Genomic DNA, 19,780 nt, shown 5'->3' on the forward strand with positions numbered 1-19,780 from the left:
CTCGTCATTTGCGGTAACTCCAAGACGGCTCTCCTATAATAGCTCCTCTGTGCCGTTTGTTTTACCGGCGGATATTCTTTACGATATGGCGATGACACCAAAAAATTTCAGCTTTCAATTCCCCCCTGTTTCACATTTTCTAGCCGGACTGGCGCTGGCAGTTTCCCCGTTTTTCGCTTTTGCTCAAGATGCCGCCAAAGCGCCCGTCGAGCCTGCCGCAGCGACGGCTCCAGCCGCCTTCTCGGAAATTACTGCACCCAACATTGTTACGGCCGGCGAATTGGCTTCCGTGCCCGTTCCTACGCTTACTGCCCGGGCCTGGTTGACGCTGGACGTCAATAGCGGTCAGATCATTGCTTCGCAAAATCCCGATGAAAAAATCGAGCCAGCATCGTTAACGAAAATGATGACGGCATATTTGGTTTTCGAGGCCATCGAGAACAAGCGGCTGACGCTGGAACAAACCGTCAATATTTCGGAGAAAGCCTGGAAGACCGAGGGCTCGCGCATGTTCGTCAAGCCCAACACCCAAGTGTCGGTCCATGATCTTCTCCAAGGGTTGATTATTCAATCGGGCAATGATGCCACGGTCGCCTTGGCCGAGGCGGTCGCCGGAAGCGAATCAGCATTTGCTGCGCTGATGAATGAAGAAGCGGCCAGGCAAGGTTTGCGTGATACGCACTTTGTTAATTCCTCCGGCCTGCCAGATCCGACCCATCTGACCACCGTTCGGGATCTCGCTATTTTGGCCAAAAACCTCGTGGCAAAGCATCCCCAGTATTTGCATTACTACAGTCAAAAAGAATTCACGTATAACAAGATCAAGCAGAATAATCGTAACCGCCTGTTATGGTCGGACCCTACGGTCGATGGCCTTAAAACGGGGCACACTCAGTCTGCCGGATACTGCCTGGTTGCTACGGCGTTGCGCGATGGCCGGCGTGTCGTGTCGGTTATTGTCGGTGCCAGCAGCGATTCAGCTCGAACCGAAAACAGTCTGAAGCTCTTGAACTGGAGCTTCCAGAACTTTGACACCATCAAATTGTTCGACAATACGCAGCCAGCGGTCACTGCTCGGGTTTGGGAAGGCCAGTCCGAGGCAGTAGGCCTGGGCGGCCTCGAGCCCACTTGGATCACAGTGCCTCGCGGCAAGGGGCCGCAGGTCAAGCCGGTCGCTCAATATACCCAGCCTTTGATCGCTCCGCTGAAGAAAGGCGCGAAGGTTGGCACGGTTTCGCTTTCGCTCGACGGTAAAGTGTTGCGCGAAGAGCCTCTGTATGTGTTGGAAGACGTCCAGGAAGCGGGCTTTTTCGGACGCGTCTACGATAAGATTCTTTTGTTATTCGAATAATAAGGCTTAAAAGATGATTCCCGATGTTGATTGCGACAGTATTGTTTATCTGAACGGCGACTACCTGCGTTTGGGGGATGCGAAAGTTTCAGTGCTGGACCGAGGCTTTATTTTTGGTGATGGTATCTACGACGTGGTTCCTGCCTATAACGGTAAGCCATTTCGCATGGACAGCCATTTGGCGCGCCTTGAGCGCAGCCTCGCAGCCATCGACATCAAGGTGAGTCTGGCACGAAAGGACTGGGAAGAGCTCGTTCTGGATCTGATCAAGCGATCGGGCCTGAACGATTGCATGGTATATATCCAAGTATCTCGGGGCGTCGCCAAGCGGGATCACGCGTTCCCCAAGAATACGCCGCCGACCGTGTTTTGCATGATTACTCCGTTCGTTCGTCCGGGTGCCGCTGCGCGCGAACAGGGTTTGAGCGTGGTCAGTATGCCGGACATCCGCTGGCTGCGTTGTGAGATCAAATCAGTTTCATTGCTTGGCAATGTGCTGGCCAAGCAATATGCAGTCGAGGCCGGGGTCGACGAAGTTGTTCAGTTTCGGGACGGATACTTATCCGAAGGCGCTTCGTGCAATATATGGGCCGCCAAAGACGGTGTCTTGCTCGGGCCGCCGCGCAGCAACCTGATACTCGAAGGCATTCGTTATAGCCTGCTGGAAGAGCTTGCGGCCGATACCGGCATCCATTTTGACGCTCGCCCGATATCGCAGCAAGAAGTCGAAAACGCCGACGAGCTTATGCTGTCGTCAGCCACGAAAGAGCTTTTGCCCATTACGGTTTACAACGGCAAGCCTGTAGGAACGGGTAAGCCGGGTTCGGTGTACACGCGGCTGCGAGCAGGCTACGATAAGGCCATTGCGGAACTTTGAAATTCAGCCCATGACTATTCCGCCCGAAGACTCTCTTATCGAGTATCCCAGCGACTTTCCCATTAAAGTCATGGGAAAGATGCACCCGGATCTTGCGCAAACCTTGACCGATGTTGTGTTGCAATTCGATCCCTCTCTGGATCCCGTCACCATCGAAATGAGGCCCAGCAAGGGCGGCAATTATTTAAGCCTTACGTTTACCGTGCGGGCCACGTCACGTCAGCAGCTTGACGACTTGTACCGTGCGCTGCATGGGCATCCTATGGTGTCATTTGTCTTGTAGGCGTATTCCGCGTTCATGATTCAACATAGATGGTGGCCGGGCCAGACACCGTATCTTGATGCCTGGGAGGCCATGCGGCAGTTTACCGAGGCCCGTGATGCAGGCACGGCGGATGAGATCTGGCTGGTCGAACACCCGCCGGTATATACCCTAGGCCAGGCTGGCAAAGCCAGTCATATTCTAAATCCGGGCGATATCCAGGTGGTGCAGTGCGATCGAGGTGGCCAGGTTACTTACCATGGTCCCGGTCAAGTGGTGGCATATTGCCTGATTGATTTGCGCCGTCTCAAGATTTTTGTCAAAGAATACGTGGCCTTAATTGAAAGGGCAACGATAGAGGTCTTGGCCGCGGTAGGGATCAATGGCGCTTGCCTTAAACCTGGAGCGCCGGGAGTCTACGTGCCGCTGGATGATCACGGCGCATTCTCCTCAGGCTCGTCGTCGCCGGCCGGCGACGACGAGCCTGCTGCACCTGCGGAAAACCTGGCCAAGATTGCTGCATTGGGCATAAAGGTTCGTAACGGATGTGCCTATCACGGCATCGCTTTGAATGTCGACATGGATCTGACGCCTTTTCTAGGAATCAATCCCTGTGGCTACGAAGGGCTGCAAACCATTGATTTGCGGTACTGCGGGATAGAGGCTACCGTGGCCCAAGTCGGAGAATTGCTCGCCGCACGTCTGGCGAGCTCTTTTGCGACACATGCTTACGGCGCCAGCGGGGCGTCGATCGCTCTGTGTGTCAAACCGCCCATAAATCAAATAATCCCATAAAAACGCCAGGAGACAAGACATGACCACAAACGACACTGTGCTGCTGTCCAGCCGGGTTGATGACGTTCTGACGCTAACACTTAATCGCCCGAATCAGTTCAATGCCCTGTCCGAGGAATTGCTGACAGCGCTGCAGGCCCAGCTTGACGCCAGCGCGCAAGACGACCAGCTGCGTTGTGTCGTACTGGCAGCAGCCGGGAAAGCTTTTTGCGCCGGCCACGACTTGAAGCAAATGATGGCGCATCGCGACGAGTCTTACTATCAGCGATTGTTCGCACAATGTGGCCGCGTGATGCAAAGCATCGTCAACTTGCCCATTCCAGTCATCGCCCGGGTACAGGGGACCGCGACGGCGGCCGGCTGCCAGCTCGTGGCCACTTGCGATCTGGCGATCGCCGCCGACACGTCAAAATTCGCGGTTTCGGGCATCAACGTCGGATTGTTCTGCTCGACGCCCGCGGTGGCACTAACGCGTAATGTTCCGGCCAAGAAAGCATTTGAAATGCTGGTGACGGGTCAGTTCATCAGCGCCGCCGATGCCGTGGCCAATGGCTTGATCAACCGTGCAGTGCCGGGTGATCAACTTGATCGAGAGGTCGACGCGTTGGTGCAGGCAATCTGTTCCAAGAGCGCTGTTGCCGTGCGTACTGGCAAGGCCATGTATCATCGTCAACGCAGCATGAATCTTAGCGACGCCTATGATTATGCGGGGCAGGTAATGGCGCAGAACATGATGGCTGAAGACGTTTGCGAAGGCATTGATGCGTTTACGCAAAAGCGCCAGCCGGTCTGGAAAGGCCGTTGACCCAACAGGGCCATTAGCCAGGCGCCAGCTGTGCGCGTTAAAATAAGCCCCGTTCCACGCCTTTATGCGTGCCTGGCCTCGCCAGGGGCATCGCCCGTATTGATCTTTCACCCGATAGCGGATGGCGTGAAGCACGCCGCCACTTTTGAGCCCGAAGCGTATACGCTTCGGTGCAGGAAACCGTATGACTACATCTACCGACCCGTCTGCAGAGCGTAAACCTACTGTACGTCCCGCCCCCTATGACCCAACGAAGAAGCAAAAGTCGGGTGAAAAGACATCGCGTATTCCCATCAAGGTCGTTCCCGCCGAGCGCCTCAAGAAACCTGAATGGATCCGCGTCAAAGCGGCGGCACCGGGTTCCCGTTTTTTTGATATCAAACGTATTCTGCGCGAGCACAACCTTCATACGGTTTGCGAAGAGGCCTCGTGTCCGAATATTGGCGAATGCTTCGGTAAGGGCACTGCCACCTTCATGATCATGGGCGATAAGTGCACGCGCCGTTGTCCCTTCTGTGACGTGGGCCACGGCCGCCCCGATCCGCTCGACGTCGACGAGCCTTTAAATCTCGCGCGTAGCATTGCAGCCATGAAGCTGTCCTACGTTGTAATCACTTCTGTCGATCGCGACGATCTCCGCGACGGGGGTGCTGCCCACTTTGTCGAATGTATACGCAGTGTGCGCGAACTTTCGCCGTCCACGCGCATCGAAGTTCTGGTGCCCGATTTTCGCGGCCGGCTGGACCGCGCTTTGGGTATTTTGAACGACGGCCCACCTGATGTAATGAATCACAACCTAGAAACCGTGCCTCGCTTATACAAGCAGGCTCGTCCGGGATCGGATTATCATCATTCGTTGAAGCTGCTGGCTGATTTCAAGGTTCTGCATCCCAATGTGCCGACCAAATCGGGCCTGATGCTGGGCCTGGGCGAGACCGATGAAGAAATACTCGAGGTCATGCGCGACCTGCGCGCCCATAACGTCGATATGTTGACGATAGGTCAGTATTTGCAGCCCTCTGCACATCACTTGCCGGTCCTGCGCTACCCACATCCCGATATCTTCGCAATGCTCGAACGCGAGGCCTACGCGATGGGCTTTACCCACGCCGCGGTTGGCGCCATGGTGCGCTCGTCCTATCACGCCGATGAGCAAGCTCATGCGGCAGGCGTTGCCTGAGAACGCCAGGCGGCCTAGTTCAAAAGCGGCGCCTAACGCTGTCGCTTTTTACGAGTTCACCGTTTGCGTCGTACGCGATACCCTCGTAAGTCTTTGGCTTATGGGGGTTTTTCGTTTTAACGTGACTGATATGGCTAATGCGGTCGCTAACAGCTTCCACACTTATCGGAATCTTTTCTATGCTCACTGAAAAACAAAAAATGCTCGCGGGTGAACTTTATGATCCGGAAGACGTGCAACTCATGGCTGAACGGCAGCGTGCGCGGCAATTGCTTCAAAGGCTTAATGATCGATGTGGCGGTGAACAACAGGCGCGCAGCGAAATCCTGATAGAACTATTTGGTGCAGAAACCGATGCGTTTATTCAGCCTCCATTCTTTTGCGACTATGGCGCGAATATATCGCTGGGAAAAAAAGTGTTCATCAATTTCAACTGCGTCATCCTCGACGTGGCGCCAGTAACCATCGGCGATTATGTGCTGTTTGGCCCGAATGTACAGGTGTACACCGCAACGCATCCCATAAGCGCAGCAGAAAGGCGGCTCGGGCTTGAGTACGGCAAGTCGGTGAGCATTGGCTCTGATGTCTGGATTGGCGGCGGCGCCATTGTTTGCCCGGGCGTCACGATCGGTGCCGGATCCATGATTGCCGCCGGCAGCGTCGTGACACGCGATGTGCCGCAGGGTGTCGTGGCAGCCGGCAATCCTTGCCGCCTTATTCGTTCGCTCCCAACGTGACGTGTCCGACGGTATTTTTTATCGTGCCCGAGTTTGCGCTGCGACGAAGTGGCTAACAATTAGAAAGCGTTCAATAAGGGTATAGACCGGGTGGCCGGTCTGCATGTGTGAAAGGTGAGCCATGCGCTCCTTGATCAAACTGTCGGCAATCGGCGGAATGGTAGTAGCCGCTACGGCCGGATATATCGCGCTCGGATACGACGCTTCGCCAGGCCGGGATAAGACCGCGCTGATCACCATAGAAGCAGGGGAATTTAGTTATTACCCCGCAGGCGATTACCTGCTCGGCGGCAATCCCGTCAATCCGCCTCTACGTAAAATGCGATTCGACAGCGACTTCCAGATCATGAAACGCCAGGTGAGTCAGGCCGAGTATGCCGAATGCGTTAACGAGGGAGCGTGCAAACAACTCGACAAGCCGCACAGGGCGATGGTGGCGCCGGATCTGCCAGCGGTGGGCATTAGTTGGCGGGATGCAAGGGCTTACGCCGTATGGATATCAGCACGCACACGGCATCACTACCGTTTGCCCACCTATGCCGAATGGGTGTACGCAGCCGGCTCGGCATATAAAGAGGATGTCGTGTCGAATCTCACCGATGGCAGTGATCCTGCCCAGCGTTGGCTTTTCGAATACAAGCTTGAAACGCAGCGCAAGGCAACGACTGATGCGGCTCCCAAGCCGTTCAACAGTTTTGGCACAAATTCCACCGGATTGTCCGATATGGCGGGCAATGTGTGGGATTGGACCGATAGCTGTCATACGCGTCAGCCCATGGATCAAGATGGTGTGACAACCTCAAAGCGAAGTGAAAATTGCGGCATCCGTGTCGTGGCCGGCAAACACCGCAGCTATATTTCCGATTTTATTCGCGACCCGAAAGGCGGGGCTTGTTCGGTAGGCGTGCCGCCCAGTAATTTAGGATTTCGTCTCGTTCGCGACCCGCCACGCCGACGGTCCAACCTGATATCGTCGCTGCGGTCCTGGCTGGGGATCGCGTGACCCATCAGTGTGCCAATAGGGCCGGATTTATTCGGACTCGATCCGGTTTGTAAGCTTGCTCGGTGCTGGCGCTTCGCGGCCTTCGGCAAGGCGGATCAGCTCATCCATGGCGCAAACCACGACTCGTTTGCGGCCGCTTGTGACCACGCCCCGGTCTTTCCAGGCGCTCAATAGTCGGCTGACCGTATGCAGTGTGGTACCGGTCATTTCGGCAATGTCCTGACGCGTAATGGGGAAATCAATGACGATCCCTTCGTTAGTTTGCAGGCCTGATTGGTCCACCAGACGCAGAATGGCGCGTGCAACGCGCTGTTCGACTTCCTCGGTGGAAAGCTGCTGAATACGCTCATGGGCGTCTTGCAGTCGTTGACCTACGGTGTGCAGAGCGTTGGATGCGAAATTCAGATTCGTAGCCGTGAATTGGTCCCATTCCGAGGACATCCAGCCTAGCGCCAAACTTTCTTGCACAGCAATCGTTGAGGCAGGATAGTGGGGCCGACGCATGGCTCGCGCGATTCCGAAGACATCGCCCGGATTCACATATCGCACTACCACCTGTTCCCCATCGGGTGTCACTTGAACCACCTTCAGGTGACCATGCAGCAGCACAAAAAAACGGTCGGCGACTTCGCCCTGGCGGAATACCGCTGCGCCGGAGAGCAGGCGCGATACTTGTGCTGTTTGCAGGATGGCGTCTAGCGCAGAATCTGACAATGACTTGAACAAATCAAGATTCTTGATTAGGGACCGATTCAGATGTGAAGTCATCGCAAATCCATACTGGCGACCAGGAACCGAATTCTACCATCGCTATTTTTTGCCAGAGCGGATTGCGACCGGGCATGGATCCTACTAATCGCTGTGTCCATAAACCACGGTTCACGACTTCTAAGGGGTTACCCGAATAAATGTGGTCAGTAGCTTGCGCTAGCGCAAAGAGGGTTCACCTTTGCCGTTATCAAATGGATACATGGATTAAATGTACCGGTATCGGAAAGCCTGAAAAATCAATAAGCAAGCTTTCCGTGATCGTTGACCGGCCGTGTCGTCGTTCGTAACCAGTCGAACATTTCTGTAAACGGAGCTTCATCATGGAACGTCGTTCATTTTTAAAAACTGCAGGGTTGGGCGCAATGGCCAGTTCGGCTGCGATGGCAGCGCCGGCATTGGCGAAAGGCAAGCCTGCAGCGACTGACAAGTTCTTGTCGGAACCTGAGATAGCCAAACTCAAACGCATCAAGGTGGACCTGGTCGCGCCGCCGATGGTGCACAAGCACGAACAGGTGGTGACCGGCGCTCCGAGGATTGTGGAGTTCCGCATGGAGATCGTGGAAAAGAAAATGGTGATTGACGACAAGGGCACCACCTTGCAGGCGATGACGTTCAACGGTTCCCTGCCAGGACCGACCATGGTCGTAAACGCGGGCGACTACGTGGAACTTACCCTAGTGAATTTGGCTTCCAACGCCATGCCTCACAATGTTGACTTTCACGGCGCCACCGGAGCATTGGGTGGTGCCAAATTGACCAACGTGAACCCGGGCGAGCAAGTTACCTTGCGCTTCAAGGCCGATCGGGCTGGCACCTTCGTGTATCACTGCGCTCCGGAGGGGATGGTGCCATGGCACGTTGTGGCGGGCATGAGCGGGACCTTGATGGTGTTGCCTCGTGGCGGTCTGAAAGATCCTGTCGGCAATCCATTGCGCTACGACACTGCTTACACCATTGGCGAGTTCGATCTGTATATCCCGAAAGACGCCGACGGCAAGTACAAAGACTACAAGACGCTGGCAGAAAGCTACACGGATACCATGGAAGTCATGCGCACGCTTCTTCCCTCCCACGTCGTCTTTAACGGCAAGGTTGGGGCTCTGACCGGCGAAGGCGCCTTGAAAGCCAAGGTGGGCGAGACCGTTCTGTTTATTCACTCCCAGGCCAATCGCGACACGCGTCCTCACCTGATCGGCGGACATGGCGACTGGGTCTGGGAAACAGGCAAGTTCGATAATCCACCCGAACGAGATCTGGAGACGTGGTTCATACGGGGCGGATCGGCTGGTGCGGCGCTATACACCTTTAAGCAGCCAGGCGTATATGCCTACTTGAATCACAACCTGATTGAAGCGTTCGAATTCGGCGCCGCAGGTCACGTGGTAGTGGAAGGTAAGTGGAACGACGACTTGATGAAACAAGTCAAGGCTCCCGGTCCGACCACTGCCTGATGACGTGAAGCCGTCGATTCGTTGCATCACCAGTCACCAATTGCTGCCGGGATGGTCCCGGCAGCCAATAGAGCCAAGCAACGTAGCAACCGGTCTGCCTTCGGTAGATCGCCAGTTAAATCGGAGATAACTATGTCAAAGTTCGCACACATAGCCGTGGCCATGGTCCTCGGAGCCGGATTGGCGCCAGCTGCAGCATTCGCCACCGGCGGGGCTGATGCAACTCTGGCTGTCGCCGGCGAAAAGCTTTACAAGACCGCCTGCGTAGCCTGTCACAGCAGTGGCGTGGCCAATGCGCCCAAAGTCGGAAACAAACAGGTCTGGGCCCCACTGATCGCGCGCGGCATGGATTCAATGATGGAGATCGCTATCAAGGGCAAGGGCGCCATGCCCCCACGCGGCGCGTCGTCGGCGGACGACGCAACCTTGCGCGCGGCCGTGGAATATATGGCGCGTTCGTCCCAATAAGCACGGTGCAAGGAATTTCGGTCGTTGCTTGCAGGATTTCTAAGTGGCAGGTACGCGCACTTCATCGGGAAAATACCGATATTTAAACCCGATCAGCTATATACACTGGCTCCATGTCATAGGCATGGAGCTTTTTTTGTTTCTTTGTTTTATTGGTCTACCCATCTAATTCCGTTTCTAGATCAAACGTGAGCGCGAAGGCGAAGCGCAGCCATTCCTGGCGTAATGCTAGCGAAGTCGACAACGTGCGCGTTCGATCTAGGAATGGATAACGTATTTATAAAAAGGGCAGCATAAACATGAAGTCAATCCGGAAAACCATACTATTGTCGGCTCTGGCCGCCAGTTTCCTGAGCCTCTCCAGTATTGCACTGGCGCGCGACCTAACTATCGCCTTGCGCTCCGAACCAAGCTCCATGGATCCGCAATTCCATTCGCTTACGCCCAACACACAGCTTTCGGAAACTCTTTTCGACCCTATCGTGCGCACCGATGCGAACGCTAAACCGGTGCCATCGCTGGCGGAATCCTGGACGGTCGATGGCAATGTCTGGACTTTCAAGCTGCGCCCCGATGTGAAGTTCGCCGACGGGTCACCGTTTAGCGCTGAAGACGTGCTCTTTACCTATGCGCGGGTTCCCAAGGTGCCCAATAGCCCATCGTCTTACAGTCTGTACCTAAGCTCCGTCGAGAAGGTGGAAGCCCCCGATCCACTGACCGTCAAAATCACCACCAAAGGACCTTCGCCAGTCCTTTTGCCTAATTTGTCCATGGTTCCAATCATGTCAAAGAAGGCCGCGTCCGGACCAGCACCTGAAGGTAAAACCACAGTAGAGCTGAATCGCGGCGACGGTCTCGTCGGCACAGGCCCTTATAAATTTGTTTCCTGGAAGCGGGGCGCCGAGATTATTTTCGAACGCAATGAGCACTATTGGGGAGAAAAGCCAGCCTGGGACAAGGTCGTCTACAGGCCTATTTCCAATTCGGCTGCGCGCGTCGCCGCACTTCTGGCGGGCGACGTTGACCTTATCGAAGATCCACCAACCGATGATCTGCCGAAACTGAAGAATGACAAGAATCTTCATGTGCAGGAAACGCCATCAGTGCGTGTCATTTATATAGCCCTGAATCAAGGGGCTGAAGTGCCGCCAGGCATGACGGGCACATCCGACAAGAACCCCCTGGCCGACAAACGGGTACGCCAGGCATTGTCTCTTGCAATCGATCGCAAAGCGATCGTCGATCGCGTCATGGGCGGTGCGGCCCAAACCGCCGGTAATTTACTGGCCTATCCAGGCTTCGGCACCTCCGAGAAATTGTCTAAAGTGGCCTTGGCCGATGCCACCAAGGCTAAAGAACTGCTGACTGCGGCGGGCTACCCCGATGGCTTCACCGTATCGTTGGGTTCGCCCGCCGGCCGCTACACCAATGATCAGCGTATTGCCCAGGTGGTCGCTTCCATGTGGGCGCGTATCGGTGTGAAGGCAAACGTCGAAACCATGGCACCGCCAGTGTTCTTCAAGAAACGTGATAGCTACGCATTTAGCACCTATTTGGCAGGGTGGGCAGCCAGTTCGGGTGAAATGCTCAACCCTCTTCTGGCGCTGGTTCACACCAAAAATCCAGCTTTAGGGCTGGGCACGACCAACTGGAGCAAATACTCCAACCCCGAACTCGACAAACTTGTCGTCGACGCCTCCCGTACACTTGACGATGCGAAACGCTCCGAAATGCTGCAACAAGCCGGCAGCATCGTCATGGAGGACTTTGGCATTTTGCCTTTGCAGTTCGAGCTGTCGGTGTGGGCCATGAAGAAAGACATCCGCTATGGCGGCCGCACTGATCAAATGACGTTAGCGCAATACATGACGCTAGCCAAGTAAGCGGCTTTCTCGTGTTGTTAACCATTATTCGCCGTTTGCTGCAGACGGTGCTGGTTGTATTGGTGATGTCGGCGTTGGTATTCGCCGGCTTGTATCTGGTCGGTGACCCGGTGGCCATGCTCGCCAGCCCCGAGGCCACCGATGCTCAACGAGCCCTCATCCGGCAAAGCCTGGGACTTCACCTGCCTTTGTGGCACCAGTATTTTATTTTTCTTGGCAAGGCAGCCCTGCTTGATTTCGGCAATAGCTTCCTGACCGGTGAACCGGCGATGCGGCTTATTCTCGAGCGTATGCCAGCCACCCTCGAGCTCGCGACGCTCGCCATGTTGTCCTCTATGTTGATTGGGGTTCCCTTGGGCATCTATGCGGGTTTGAAGCCGCACACCATTAAGGCGCGCTCCATCATGACCGGGTCCGTACTGGGTTTTTCCCTGCCCAATTTCTGGGTGGGGCTTATGTTGATCATGCTTTTCGCCGTAATGCTCGGCTGGTTCCCAGCCGGGGGGCGCGGTACGGTTCAATGGGTGGGGCCGGTGCAGTTAAGCATATTCAATTGGGACGGCCTGCAAAGCCTTATCCTGCCTGCCGCTACGATCGCAGTAGCCAAGTGTGCCCTGATCATTCGGGTAACGCGCGCGGCAACACGTGAATGCCTTCCGCAAGATTACATCAAGTACGCCCGCGCCAAGGGCCTGAGCGACGGGCGTGTACTGGGAGTCCATCTACTCAAGAATATACTGATACCGATCGTGACCATAGGCGGACTCGAATACGGCCAAGTCATCGCGTTTGCCGTCGTGACAGAAACCGTGTTTTCCTGGCCAGGCATGGGCAAACTGCTGATCGACTCCATCATTACACTCGACCGTCCTGTGGTCGTGGCGTATTTAATGCTCACCGTGGTGTTTTTGGCGCTTTTGAACCTGGTGGTCGATATTGCCTACACCATACTGGATCCGCGAGTGCGTTTAGGGGGAGGCGCATGACGGCATTACCGATTACGGTTCCGGCGACCGCCAAGACGGCTCACGAAAGCTTATGGCGTGTTTTTATTGCACAGTTTCTATCCAGCAAGATGGCCGTTTTCGGTCTTGTACTGTTAGTGATCTTTTTGATCCTGGCAATTTTTGCGCCCTGGATCGCGCCGCAGAATCCATTCGACATCGGCACTCTGGACATCATGGATTCCAAAATGCCGCCGGGTAGCGTCAATGCCGACGGCAGCATGACCTATTGGCTCGGTACCGACGGGCAGGCTCGCGATATTTTTTCGGCGATCTTGTATGGCATGCGTATCAGCTTGATTGTGGGGTCGGTGTCGGTGTCCGCCGCTTTTCTGATTGGTACCGCGGTAGGACTCGTCTCGGCCTATTTCGGAGGGCGTATCGACGCCCTGTTAATGCGCATCGTCGATATCCAACTGTCATTTCCAGCCATTCTGGTCGCCTTGATTCTCCTTGCGGTATTGGGCAAAGGCGTCGACAAAGTCATTTATGCCTTGATCGCCGTACAGTGGGCCTACTTCGCCCGCGCCGCCCGTGCCGCCGCCATTGTCGAGCGGAATAAAGAATATGTCGAAGCAGCACGATGTATGTCGCTTTCGTGGCACCGAATTCTTTGGCGCCACGTCTTTCCCAACTGCATCCCACCATTAATGGTCATCGCCACGATCGATCTGGCGCATGCGATCGCCCTGGAAGCCACCTTGTCATTCCTGGGAGTAGGGGTGCCGGTTACTGAGCCTTCGCTTGGCATGTTGATTTCCAATGGCTTCGAGTTTCTATTGTCTGGCAATTATTGGATCTCGTTTTTCCCCGGTATTGCGCTGGCCGCCATCGTTGTGGCGATCAATTTGGTGGGCGATCATTTGCGCGATATTCTCAATCCCCGCAATGAGATCCAGGGGGTTAGCCTGTGAGCCAATTGCCGACGCCCGTATCGACTCCCCTTTTACTGGACGTACAGGGGCTGAAAACCTGGTTCCACACGCGAGCCGGCATAGTCAAGGCAGTGGACGGCGTTTCTTTGCAGCTTAGACAAGGTGAAATCCTAGGCCTGGTGGGTGAATCAGGGTCCGGGAAAAGCATTACCGGATTCTCATTGCTCAACTTGGTCGACGAGCCCGGCCGCATGCGCGCCGATCGCCTTCTGTTCGATGGGCAGGATTTGCAGACCCTATCAACGGAAGACTACCGCCGATTGCGGGGTCGTGACATGGCGATGATTTTCCAGGATCCCTCCATGACCTTGAATCCCGTCCTCAGAATCGACACGCAAATGATAGAGGCAGTGCAAGCCCATAACCGTGTGTCGCGCAAGGCGGCACGAGCTCGCGCACTCGAGGTTCTGGGAAAGGTTGGAATTCCATCTCCCGAAGAGCGTTTGCAAGTTTATCCGCACCACTTGTCGGGTGGCATGCGCCAGCGTGTTGCCATCGCCATTGCACTGCTGAACTCACCAAAATTGATCATTGCCGATGAGCCCACGACTGCCCTCGACGTAACCATACAGGGCCAGATTCTGTATGAGGTGCAGAAGCTGTGCCGCGAAACCGGAACAGCCTTGATCTGGATCACTCACGATTTGGCCATTGTATCGGGCCTGGCAGACAGGCTGGCCGTCATGTATGCCGGTCGAATTGTTGAAACCGCAGCTACGGGCGTGATTATCGGTGCCGCACAACATCCTTATTCCCATGGCCTGATGGCGTCGATTCCTTCAATCCAAACGCGAGGACAAGCTCTGTTCCAGATCCCTGGTGCGACGCCGTCCTTACTGAATCTTCCGCAAGGCTGTCCTTTCCGCTCGCGGTGCTACCGTGCCACCGCCCAATGTGAACTTGACCCTGTGCTTGAAGAAGTGGCAACCGGCCATTGGGTCAGCTGTTGGCATAAAGGAGCGCAAGCATGAGCGTTGTCGATAGCGGTACGCGTGTTGTGCCGCAAACCGATGCAACGTCTAGCGCTCCGAACGAGCGCGTGATCTTGCGATTAAGCGGAGTACATCGGCATTACACCCAGCCCGCCGACATCCTGGTGCGCCTGGGAAGGCTTTTAAAAGGGGCAGGCAAGCCAGCCTCGGTGCAGGCAGTCGCCGGTGTGGACCTCGATGTCGTTGCGGGAGAAGTGATGGGCATAGTGGGCGAGTCGGGGTGTGGAAAGTCCACACTCGGTCGCATGCTGACCGGAATTCTACCGCCCACATCCGGCCAGATCTTTTATAACGGGAAAGAAGTCAGCCTGCTAGATACGGCAGCCCGTCGCGAATACGATCTTGGTGTCCAGATGATTTTTCAGGACCCGTTCTCATCCTTAAATCCTCGCATGCGTGTCATCGATATCATCGGCGAGGCCCCGGTCGTGCATGGTCTTGTGCAACGTGCACGAAAAGAAGACTACGTTGCCGAACTGATGGAAAAGGTGGGACTTGATCCCGTTTACCGATTTCGGTATCCCCATCAGTTTTCTGGAGGTCAGCGTCAGCGCATAGGCATTGCACGCGCTTTGGCCCTTAGGCCCGCAGTAATTGTGTGCGATGAAGCCGTCGCAGCACTTGATGTATCTATCCAGGCTCAGGTGCTCAACCTTTTTATCAAGTTGCGTCGCGAGTTCGGGTTGACGTACTTTTTTATTAGCCACAATCTGGGCGTCGTGAGCCATATTGCGGATCGCGTCGCGATTATGTATTTGGGGCGCATCGTTGAAATTGCGGACACCGAAACAATCTTCAGCCGCGCGAATCACCCCTACACACAGGCACTGATCAAAGAGCTGCCAATGTTGCGCACGGATCAGCGTCAGTTCGACCCAATAAAAGGCGAACTGCCTTCGCCGCTCGACCCGCCTCCGGGCTGCCCTTTTCACCCGCGTTGCCCGGAAGCCATGGCGCGTTGCAAGGTCGAACGTCCACTGCTTAAACCGGTTGCAAGTGCAGAACTTGCCGGAGATATACCGGATATAAGGAAGCGGCCGCATCAGAGTGCGTGTCATTTGAATGATTTCGACCCCCGGAGGAAACATGAGATTTGCTGATGAATCGTTTGAGCCGTATGTGTTGTCGCTCCCAAAGAGCACTGTTATACCTTTGGTGTGCGATTCGCCGCATAGTGGAGTGATCTACCCCGCAGATTTTCAAAACTACGTGCCGACGTCAGTATTGCGTTCGGGTGAAGATACTTACGTGGAAGAGCTTTGGCGTTCGCTTCCTTTTGTAGGGGGAACCTTGATAGCGGCTAATTTTCCGCGCACGTATATTGATCCGAATCGCGATGTGGACGATATCGATCCAAATATACTTGCGGAACCGTGGGCTTCCGAACTGCACCCTACTGAAAAGAGTCGTTTAGGTTATGGATTGATATGGAGCCGTGTACACAACCAGCCGATTTATGACCGCAAGCTGTGGGTCGCCGAAGTGGAAAACCGTATTGGTACGTACTACGAGCCTTATCATGCCGTGCTGAACCGATACATTGAGCTTGCGCATGAGCGTTTTGGGGGCGTTTGGCATTTGAATTTGCACTCAATGCCGTCCAACTCGTATGAAATTCTTGAATTGAAGGCCGATAAGCCATTGGCCGATTTCGTGCTGGGCGACCGCGACGGTACAACTTGCGATCCGACACTAACGGGCATCGTCGAGGATTTTTTGCTCGAGCACGGGTATACGGTGGCGCGTAATGATCCATTCAAAGGAGTAGCATTAATCGGTCGTTTAGGCCGCCCGGCGGAAAATCGGCATAGTCTGCAAATCGAGGTGAATCGGGCGCTATATATGGACGAGTCGACTTACGAGAAGACCGCTAGCTTCGAGGCGTTGCAGAAAGACTTGGCGAAACTTAGCGAGAAGGTGGCTGAGTTTGTGAAGATGCTGATATAGCCCGGTTCGCAGTAGGGCACCGATCTACCGTAGGAGAGTTCTATGAGAAAACTCATTGCGTCTACGTTTACATCACTCGATGGTGTCATGCAGGCACCAGGAGGACCGGCCGAAGATCCAAGCGGAGAATTCACGTTAGGTGGTTGGCTGTTCGGGTTCGCGTTCGCGGACACGGGCATGGATCTTTCTGCCTCGGGTTTCGATGGTAAAGATCGAGAGCTTATCCTCGGTCGCAAAACCTACGAAATATTCGAGGCATATTGGCCTTACCAACCAGAGGATAATCCGATTGCGAAGACACTCAATGCGGCAAAAAAACATGTGGCGTCCCGCACTTTGAAGTCATTGCAGTGGAACAATTCGTCGATACTCGGCGATGACATCGTTTCAGCCATAACCATGCTTAAGGCTCAGCCCGGATACGACCTTCAAATCATTGGCAGCGGCAATCTGATTCAGACCCTACATGCCGAAGCCCTCATTGACGAATACAACATATGGACGTACCCGGTAGTTCTTGGCCGCGGAAAGCGCTTGTTTGAAAATGGTGCAAGGCCATGTGCGCTGCGGCTCGTCGCCTACAAGGTGTCAACAACTGGGGTGGTAATGAGCACCTATGTTCCCGCTGGAGATATTCAGCTTGGCTCGCTCGGCTAGGCCAAGCCAAGCGCGAAAGAATTGACCCGGCGCGCCAAGATGGTTAAAAATGCGACGTGAATGTTCTGTCTGTAATCTGTTCGCTGCCACCGTGTTCCAAGAGACGCTGCCATCGCGGTGCCTCTCAGCCCAGTTTTTTGGCAGACCAGCACTCAGGCCTGATACTTCCGTCGGGCGGACATCCAAGCGTTATGCATAAAGGAAAAATAATGCCCGGCGACGTAACAGGCGGTGTTCGCCTGATCCTCAGGCTTGAAGGATTAGTAGTCCTTGCTGCGGCCTCACTTGCGTACTCCGAGTTCGCAGACCATGGTTGGACTATCTTTGCCATTTGTTTTCTGTTGCCCGATATTTCATTTTCAGGCTATCTATTGGGACCAAAGGCTGGAGCGGCCGCCTATAATTTTGCGCACTCGTATATCGGCGCCGTTGTTTGCCTGATCGTCGGTTTATTGTCTGCCATCCCGCTTTTATTAACCATCGGCTTAATCTGGTGCGCCCATATTGGTTTTGATCGCATGCTGGGGTATGGCCTTAAATATCAGGCAGGATTTAGCTTTACTCATTTCGGCCGGATTGGTAAACAAGCATAACCGGCGACGCTTTTGCGGCGATCTGGGTAACCGTCCCAAACGCGTATTGGGGCAACACGCAACTTAGCGGGCCAAGACCAACATTGCAGTTTCCAGGCTACTGCGCGACCACAGCGTGAGTCGCATTGAAACGGGGGAAAAGAATATAAAGATTACCGTCGAGACAACCATATGCGCGCCAATTGAAAGAGTGTGGCACGCCTACACAACGCCAGACGACATAGTCCAATGGAATGCAGCCTCCGATGACTGGCACACCACCAAAGCCAGTGTTGATCTTCGAGTGGGCGGTGCTTTTTCATCCCGGATGGAGGCGAAGGACGGTAGCTTTGGATTTGACTTTGCCGGCACCTATACCGACGTAGTTCCGAACCGCCTGATCGAATATTCCTTCGGGGACCGCGCGGCTACGATTGAATTCGCGGAAAACCCCGAAGGCGTCAGCGTAAGGGTTTCATTCGACGCCGAATCAACCCATTCCGTTGAGCAGCAGCAGGCCGGATGGCAGGCAATTCTTAATAATTTCGCGCGCCATGTTGAAGGCCGCAAGTAGTGTACTGACAGCCGACTCGTCGCTCCACAAGCAATAAAAGGTTGCCGCTAAGCGCCGTAGAGATTTGCAGCGCCGGCGCGCTCTACCTTTCGTCTATTGCCCGCTTTTCCATTTTCTGATCGTCTCTACGCACTGACTTATGAGGCGCAGGGGGCCAGGGCAGGGTAGGCGAAAGGTTGAGCGCGCCGGGCTGTGCAGCGCAATCGGGGGATAAAGGGCGTGCATGTCTGAGCCAACAAAAGCACAGTCCGTCAGGACTGGCGTTGGCGAGTTCACGCCCGCCCCGATTGTGTTGTACGGCCCGGGTAGTTCCGGCTCAGCCGGAACCGCAGCGATCTTGAGCCAGCCCTGTCCTGGCCCCCTGCGCCTCCTTAAGAACGAACGAACGAACGAAACGAGCGAAGGGAACGAACGAAACGAGCGAAGGGAACGAACGAAACGAGCGGAGGGAACGAACCAAGAAACCCATCCCGTCAAAATCACACCAACCTCGCGTCAATCAAACTGAACCGAGACGATTGCCCCGGGCGTTCGTATACTTGCCAGGTCACCTGATCCGCACCGACATGAATATCTGCGGTAGCCATCGTGTTCTCGCCGTCAGTATCGTCCGGCGAATCGCGATAAATCGGATACTCATCGTTCGCTTGATCCGCCAAAATAGCCAAAGGATCGATATCAGCAGGACTAGCAGCCAAACCCCCATGTAGCAAGGAACTTCCCCGTAACTGCCGATGCAAAGACGACTCCGTAATCACCTGCGGGAAATTGCACATCGAGTCATGGATAACATGATTGGCATGTAAAGACGGCGCTTCAATCGTTTGCACTGAAACTCCCATGTCATTGAACTCAACACTCAGCAGATCCAGGACACCGCGTTGCGCCAAACTAAGATGAAAACCTCCAGACCTCTGCGTATTGTTCAACAGCTCCACCGCGTCATCCAAGCTTGACTCATTCAGCATGGCACGAGTAAGAACCATACGCGGAACACCCACTGTTACGCGACGCGAGCGTAAATTATTCACCGTCATCGCCAAGCCGTGCTCTGTCACGGCGAAAGTATGGCCCGGAATAGAAGCTGGGTATAAAAAGGACGCGAAGCGAGGGCCTTCGTTAGGGGTAAATTCTCCGATGCCACAGTAGCCGGCAAAGCCTGGATCGCCATCTTCGTTGTGGCTGATGCGCGGCCCGCTGCTCGATGGCAATTGGATGGTGGTGCAACCATCGGCCGCCATCGACCATACATCGCCACGGCAATTCCACAAGAATACATCCTCGGCCGGAAGCTCAAGACCAGATGCCAGGCCCATCAGTTCTTCATGAATAAGTGGGAAGTGCTGCTGGACGAGTGCTTGCATGACACGCGCAGCATTCGTATTACGCCAAACCATTACGCTGTCCCAGGCCGACGAAGATATCAGATAAGAATGGGCGGCTTGTGCTCCGAATCGGCCCAGTGCGTGGCCGATCTGAAATGGAGTTCCGGACAGTTCAATCAATGACAGCATGA

At 54.8% G+C, this 19,780-nt stretch carries 21 protein-coding genes; 19 read left to right on the plus strand and 2 right to left on the minus strand.

Going from position 1 to position 19,780, the window contains the following annotated elements; translation table 11 throughout:
- The first annotated feature begins 91 nt into the window (after nucleotides 1–91).
- The 8 genes from EKL30_RS06450 to EKL30_RS06485 all read left to right on the plus strand — a co-directional run bounded on the left by EKL30_RS06450 (nucleotide 92) and on the right by EKL30_RS06485 (nucleotide 7,010).
- A complete protein-coding gene (locus EKL30_RS06450) occupies nucleotides 92–1,351 on the plus strand; it encodes a D-alanyl-D-alanine carboxypeptidase family protein (protein WP_126706363.1) in 1,260 nt (419 codons plus the stop codon).
- Nucleotides 1,352–1,364: 13 nt separating this feature from the next.
- A complete protein-coding gene (locus EKL30_RS06455; protein WP_126706364.1) occupies nucleotides 1,365–2,228 on the plus strand; it encodes a D-amino acid aminotransferase in 864 nt (287 codons plus the stop codon).
- A gap of 10 nt (nucleotides 2,229–2,238) precedes the next feature.
- Nucleotides 2,239–2,511 (plus strand): DUF493 family protein, encoded by a 273-nt coding sequence (locus EKL30_RS06460; protein ID WP_233582865.1) that lies wholly within the window; start codon nucleotides 2,239–2,241, stop codon nucleotides 2,509–2,511.
- Between the two features lie 15 nt (nucleotides 2,512–2,526).
- Nucleotides 2,527–3,285 (plus strand): lipoyl(octanoyl) transferase LipB, encoded by a 759-nt coding sequence (gene lipB, locus EKL30_RS06465; RefSeq protein WP_126706365.1) that lies wholly within the window; start codon nucleotides 2,527–2,529, stop codon nucleotides 3,283–3,285.
- A gap of 19 nt (nucleotides 3,286–3,304) precedes the next feature.
- The gene (locus EKL30_RS06470) at nucleotides 3,305–4,090 is read left to right on the plus strand and encodes an enoyl-CoA hydratase (RefSeq protein ID WP_126706366.1); all 786 of its coding nucleotides are present in this window, start codon (nucleotides 3,305–3,307) and stop codon (nucleotides 4,088–4,090) included.
- Between the two features lie 184 nt (nucleotides 4,091–4,274).
- Nucleotides 4,275–5,270, plus strand: a complete 996-nt coding sequence (gene lipA, locus EKL30_RS06475; RefSeq protein WP_126706367.1) for a lipoyl synthase — start codon at nucleotides 4,275–4,277, stop codon at nucleotides 5,268–5,270.
- A 179-nt stretch (nucleotides 5,271–5,449) separates the two neighbouring features.
- The gene (locus EKL30_RS06480) at nucleotides 5,450–6,007 is read left to right on the plus strand and encodes a sugar O-acetyltransferase (protein WP_126706368.1); all 558 of its coding nucleotides are present in this window, start codon (nucleotides 5,450–5,452) and stop codon (nucleotides 6,005–6,007) included.
- Nucleotides 6,008–6,128: 121 nt separating this feature from the next.
- A complete protein-coding gene (locus tag EKL30_RS06485; RefSeq protein ID WP_126706369.1) occupies nucleotides 6,129–7,010 on the plus strand; it encodes an SUMF1/EgtB/PvdO family nonheme iron enzyme in 882 nt (293 codons plus the stop codon).
- Nucleotides 7,011–7,037: 27 nt separating this feature from the next.
- Here EKL30_RS06485 and EKL30_RS06490 read toward each other — a convergent pair whose 3' ends face one another.
- Nucleotides 7,038–7,778: a Crp/Fnr family transcriptional regulator gene (locus EKL30_RS06490; protein ID WP_126706370.1), complete on the minus strand. Its 741-nt coding sequence runs from the start codon at nucleotides 7,776–7,778 to the stop codon at nucleotides 7,038–7,040.
- A 323-nt stretch (nucleotides 7,779–8,101) separates the two neighbouring features.
- On the opposite strand from EKL30_RS06490, the gene nirK reads away from it, so the two are divergent.
- The 11 genes from nirK (at nucleotide 8,102) to EKL30_RS06545 (ending at nucleotide 18,264) form a co-directional block, all read left to right on the plus strand.
- Nucleotides 8,102–9,232, plus strand: coding sequence for a copper-containing nitrite reductase (nirK, locus tag EKL30_RS06495; protein ID WP_199748501.1), 1,131 nt, complete (start codon nucleotides 8,102–8,104; stop codon nucleotides 9,230–9,232).
- 132 nt (nucleotides 9,233–9,364) lie between these two features.
- On the plus strand, nucleotides 9,365–9,700 hold the full coding sequence (locus EKL30_RS06500) for a cytochrome c5 family protein (RefSeq protein ID WP_126706371.1): 336 nt from the start codon (nucleotides 9,365–9,367) through the stop codon (nucleotides 9,698–9,700).
- A 299-nt stretch (nucleotides 9,701–9,999) separates the two neighbouring features.
- A complete protein-coding gene (locus EKL30_RS06505) occupies nucleotides 10,000–11,583 on the plus strand; it encodes an ABC transporter substrate-binding protein (RefSeq protein WP_126706372.1) in 1,584 nt (527 codons plus the stop codon).
- A gap of 11 nt (nucleotides 11,584–11,594) precedes the next feature.
- Nucleotides 11,595–12,569 carry an ABC transporter permease gene (locus EKL30_RS06510; protein WP_126706373.1) on the plus strand — a complete coding sequence of 325 codons (975 nt, stop codon included), beginning with the start codon at nucleotides 11,595–11,597 and terminating at the stop codon, nucleotides 12,567–12,569.
- Entirely contained in the window at nucleotides 12,566–13,501 is a 936-nt protein-coding gene (locus tag EKL30_RS06515; RefSeq protein ID WP_126706374.1) for an ABC transporter permease, read from the plus strand. Before EKL30_RS06510 ends, EKL30_RS06515 begins: the two co-directional genes overlap by 4 nt.
- Nucleotides 13,502–13,506: 5 nt before the next feature.
- Entirely contained in the window at nucleotides 13,507–14,493 is a 987-nt protein-coding gene (locus tag EKL30_RS06520; protein WP_370246237.1) for an ABC transporter ATP-binding protein, read from the plus strand.
- Nucleotides 14,490–15,614, plus strand: a complete 1,125-nt coding sequence (locus EKL30_RS06525) for an ABC transporter ATP-binding protein (RefSeq protein ID WP_126706376.1) — start codon at nucleotides 14,490–14,492, stop codon at nucleotides 15,612–15,614. Before EKL30_RS06520 ends, EKL30_RS06525 begins: the two co-directional genes overlap by 4 nt.
- Nucleotides 15,601–16,461, plus strand: a complete 861-nt coding sequence (locus tag EKL30_RS06530) for an N-formylglutamate amidohydrolase (protein WP_126706377.1) — start codon at nucleotides 15,601–15,603, stop codon at nucleotides 16,459–16,461. Before EKL30_RS06525 ends, EKL30_RS06530 begins: the two co-directional genes overlap by 14 nt.
- A 42-nt stretch (nucleotides 16,462–16,503) precedes the next feature.
- Nucleotides 16,504–17,118 carry a dihydrofolate reductase family protein gene (locus tag EKL30_RS06535; RefSeq protein WP_126706378.1) on the plus strand — a complete coding sequence of 205 codons (615 nt, stop codon included), beginning with the start codon at nucleotides 16,504–16,506 and terminating at the stop codon, nucleotides 17,116–17,118.
- Nucleotides 17,119–17,327: 209 nt separating this feature from the next.
- Nucleotides 17,328–17,711, plus strand: a complete 384-nt coding sequence (locus EKL30_RS06540; RefSeq protein WP_126706379.1) for a DUF4260 domain-containing protein — start codon at nucleotides 17,328–17,330, stop codon at nucleotides 17,709–17,711.
- 115 nt (nucleotides 17,712–17,826) lie between these two features.
- Entirely contained in the window at nucleotides 17,827–18,264 is a 438-nt protein-coding gene (locus tag EKL30_RS06545; RefSeq protein ID WP_233582867.1) for an SRPBCC family protein, read from the plus strand.
- A gap of 479 nt (nucleotides 18,265–18,743) precedes the next feature.
- Here the strand turns inward: EKL30_RS06545 and EKL30_RS06550 are convergent, their stop codons facing one another.
- Nucleotides 18,744–19,778, minus strand: coding sequence for a C45 family peptidase (locus tag EKL30_RS06550; RefSeq protein WP_126706380.1), 1,035 nt, complete (start codon nucleotides 19,776–19,778; stop codon nucleotides 18,744–18,746).
- Nucleotides 19,779–19,780: the final 2 nt, after the last annotated feature.

This window comes from Candidimonas sp. SYP-B2681, assembly GCF_003971065.1.
Lineage (GTDB): Bacteria > Pseudomonadota > Gammaproteobacteria > Burkholderiales > Burkholderiaceae_B > Pollutimonas.

Excerpts from the sequence above, each read along its gene's own strand:
- EKL30_RS06450 (WP_126706363.1), top strand. The coding sequence starts at position 92 with ATGACACCAAAAAATTTCAGCTTTCAATTCCCCCCTGTTTCACATTTT.
- EKL30_RS06455 (WP_126706364.1), top strand. The coding sequence starts at position 1,365 with ATGATTCCCGATGTTGATTGCGACAGTATTGTTTATCTGAACGGCGAC.
- EKL30_RS06460 (WP_233582865.1), top strand. The coding sequence starts at position 2,239 with ATGACTATTCCGCCCGAAGACTCTCTTATCGAGTATCCCAGCGACTTT.
- lipB (WP_126706365.1), top strand. The coding sequence starts at position 2,527 with ATGATTCAACATAGATGGTGGCCGGGCCAGACACCGTATCTTGATGCC.
- EKL30_RS06470 (WP_126706366.1), top strand. The coding sequence starts at position 3,305 with ATGACCACAAACGACACTGTGCTGCTGTCCAGCCGGGTTGATGACGTT.
- lipA (WP_126706367.1), top strand. The coding sequence starts at position 4,275 with ATGACTACATCTACCGACCCGTCTGCAGAGCGTAAACCTACTGTACGT.
- EKL30_RS06480 (WP_126706368.1), top strand. The coding sequence starts at position 5,450 with ATGCTCACTGAAAAACAAAAAATGCTCGCGGGTGAACTTTATGATCCG.
- EKL30_RS06485 (WP_126706369.1), top strand. The coding sequence starts at position 6,129 with ATGCGCTCCTTGATCAAACTGTCGGCAATCGGCGGAATGGTAGTAGCC.
- EKL30_RS06490 (WP_126706370.1), bottom strand. The coding sequence starts at position 7,778 with ATGACTTCACATCTGAATCGGTCCCTAATCAAGAATCTTGATTTGTTC.
- nirK (WP_199748501.1), top strand. The coding sequence starts at position 8,102 with ATGGAACGTCGTTCATTTTTAAAAACTGCAGGGTTGGGCGCAATGGCC.
- EKL30_RS06500 (WP_126706371.1), top strand. The coding sequence starts at position 9,365 with ATGTCAAAGTTCGCACACATAGCCGTGGCCATGGTCCTCGGAGCCGGA.
- EKL30_RS06505 (WP_126706372.1), top strand. The coding sequence starts at position 10,000 with ATGAAGTCAATCCGGAAAACCATACTATTGTCGGCTCTGGCCGCCAGT.
- EKL30_RS06515 (WP_126706374.1), top strand. The coding sequence starts at position 12,566 with ATGACGGCATTACCGATTACGGTTCCGGCGACCGCCAAGACGGCTCAC.
- EKL30_RS06525 (WP_126706376.1), top strand. The coding sequence starts at position 14,490 with ATGAGCGTTGTCGATAGCGGTACGCGTGTTGTGCCGCAAACCGATGCA.
- EKL30_RS06530 (WP_126706377.1), top strand. The coding sequence starts at position 15,601 with ATGAGATTTGCTGATGAATCGTTTGAGCCGTATGTGTTGTCGCTCCCA.
- EKL30_RS06535 (WP_126706378.1), top strand. The coding sequence starts at position 16,504 with ATGAGAAAACTCATTGCGTCTACGTTTACATCACTCGATGGTGTCATG.
- EKL30_RS06540 (WP_126706379.1), top strand. The coding sequence starts at position 17,328 with ATGCCCGGCGACGTAACAGGCGGTGTTCGCCTGATCCTCAGGCTTGAA.
- EKL30_RS06550 (WP_126706380.1), bottom strand. The coding sequence starts at position 19,778 with ATGCTGTCATTGATTGAACTGTCCGGAACTCCATTTCAGATCGGCCAC.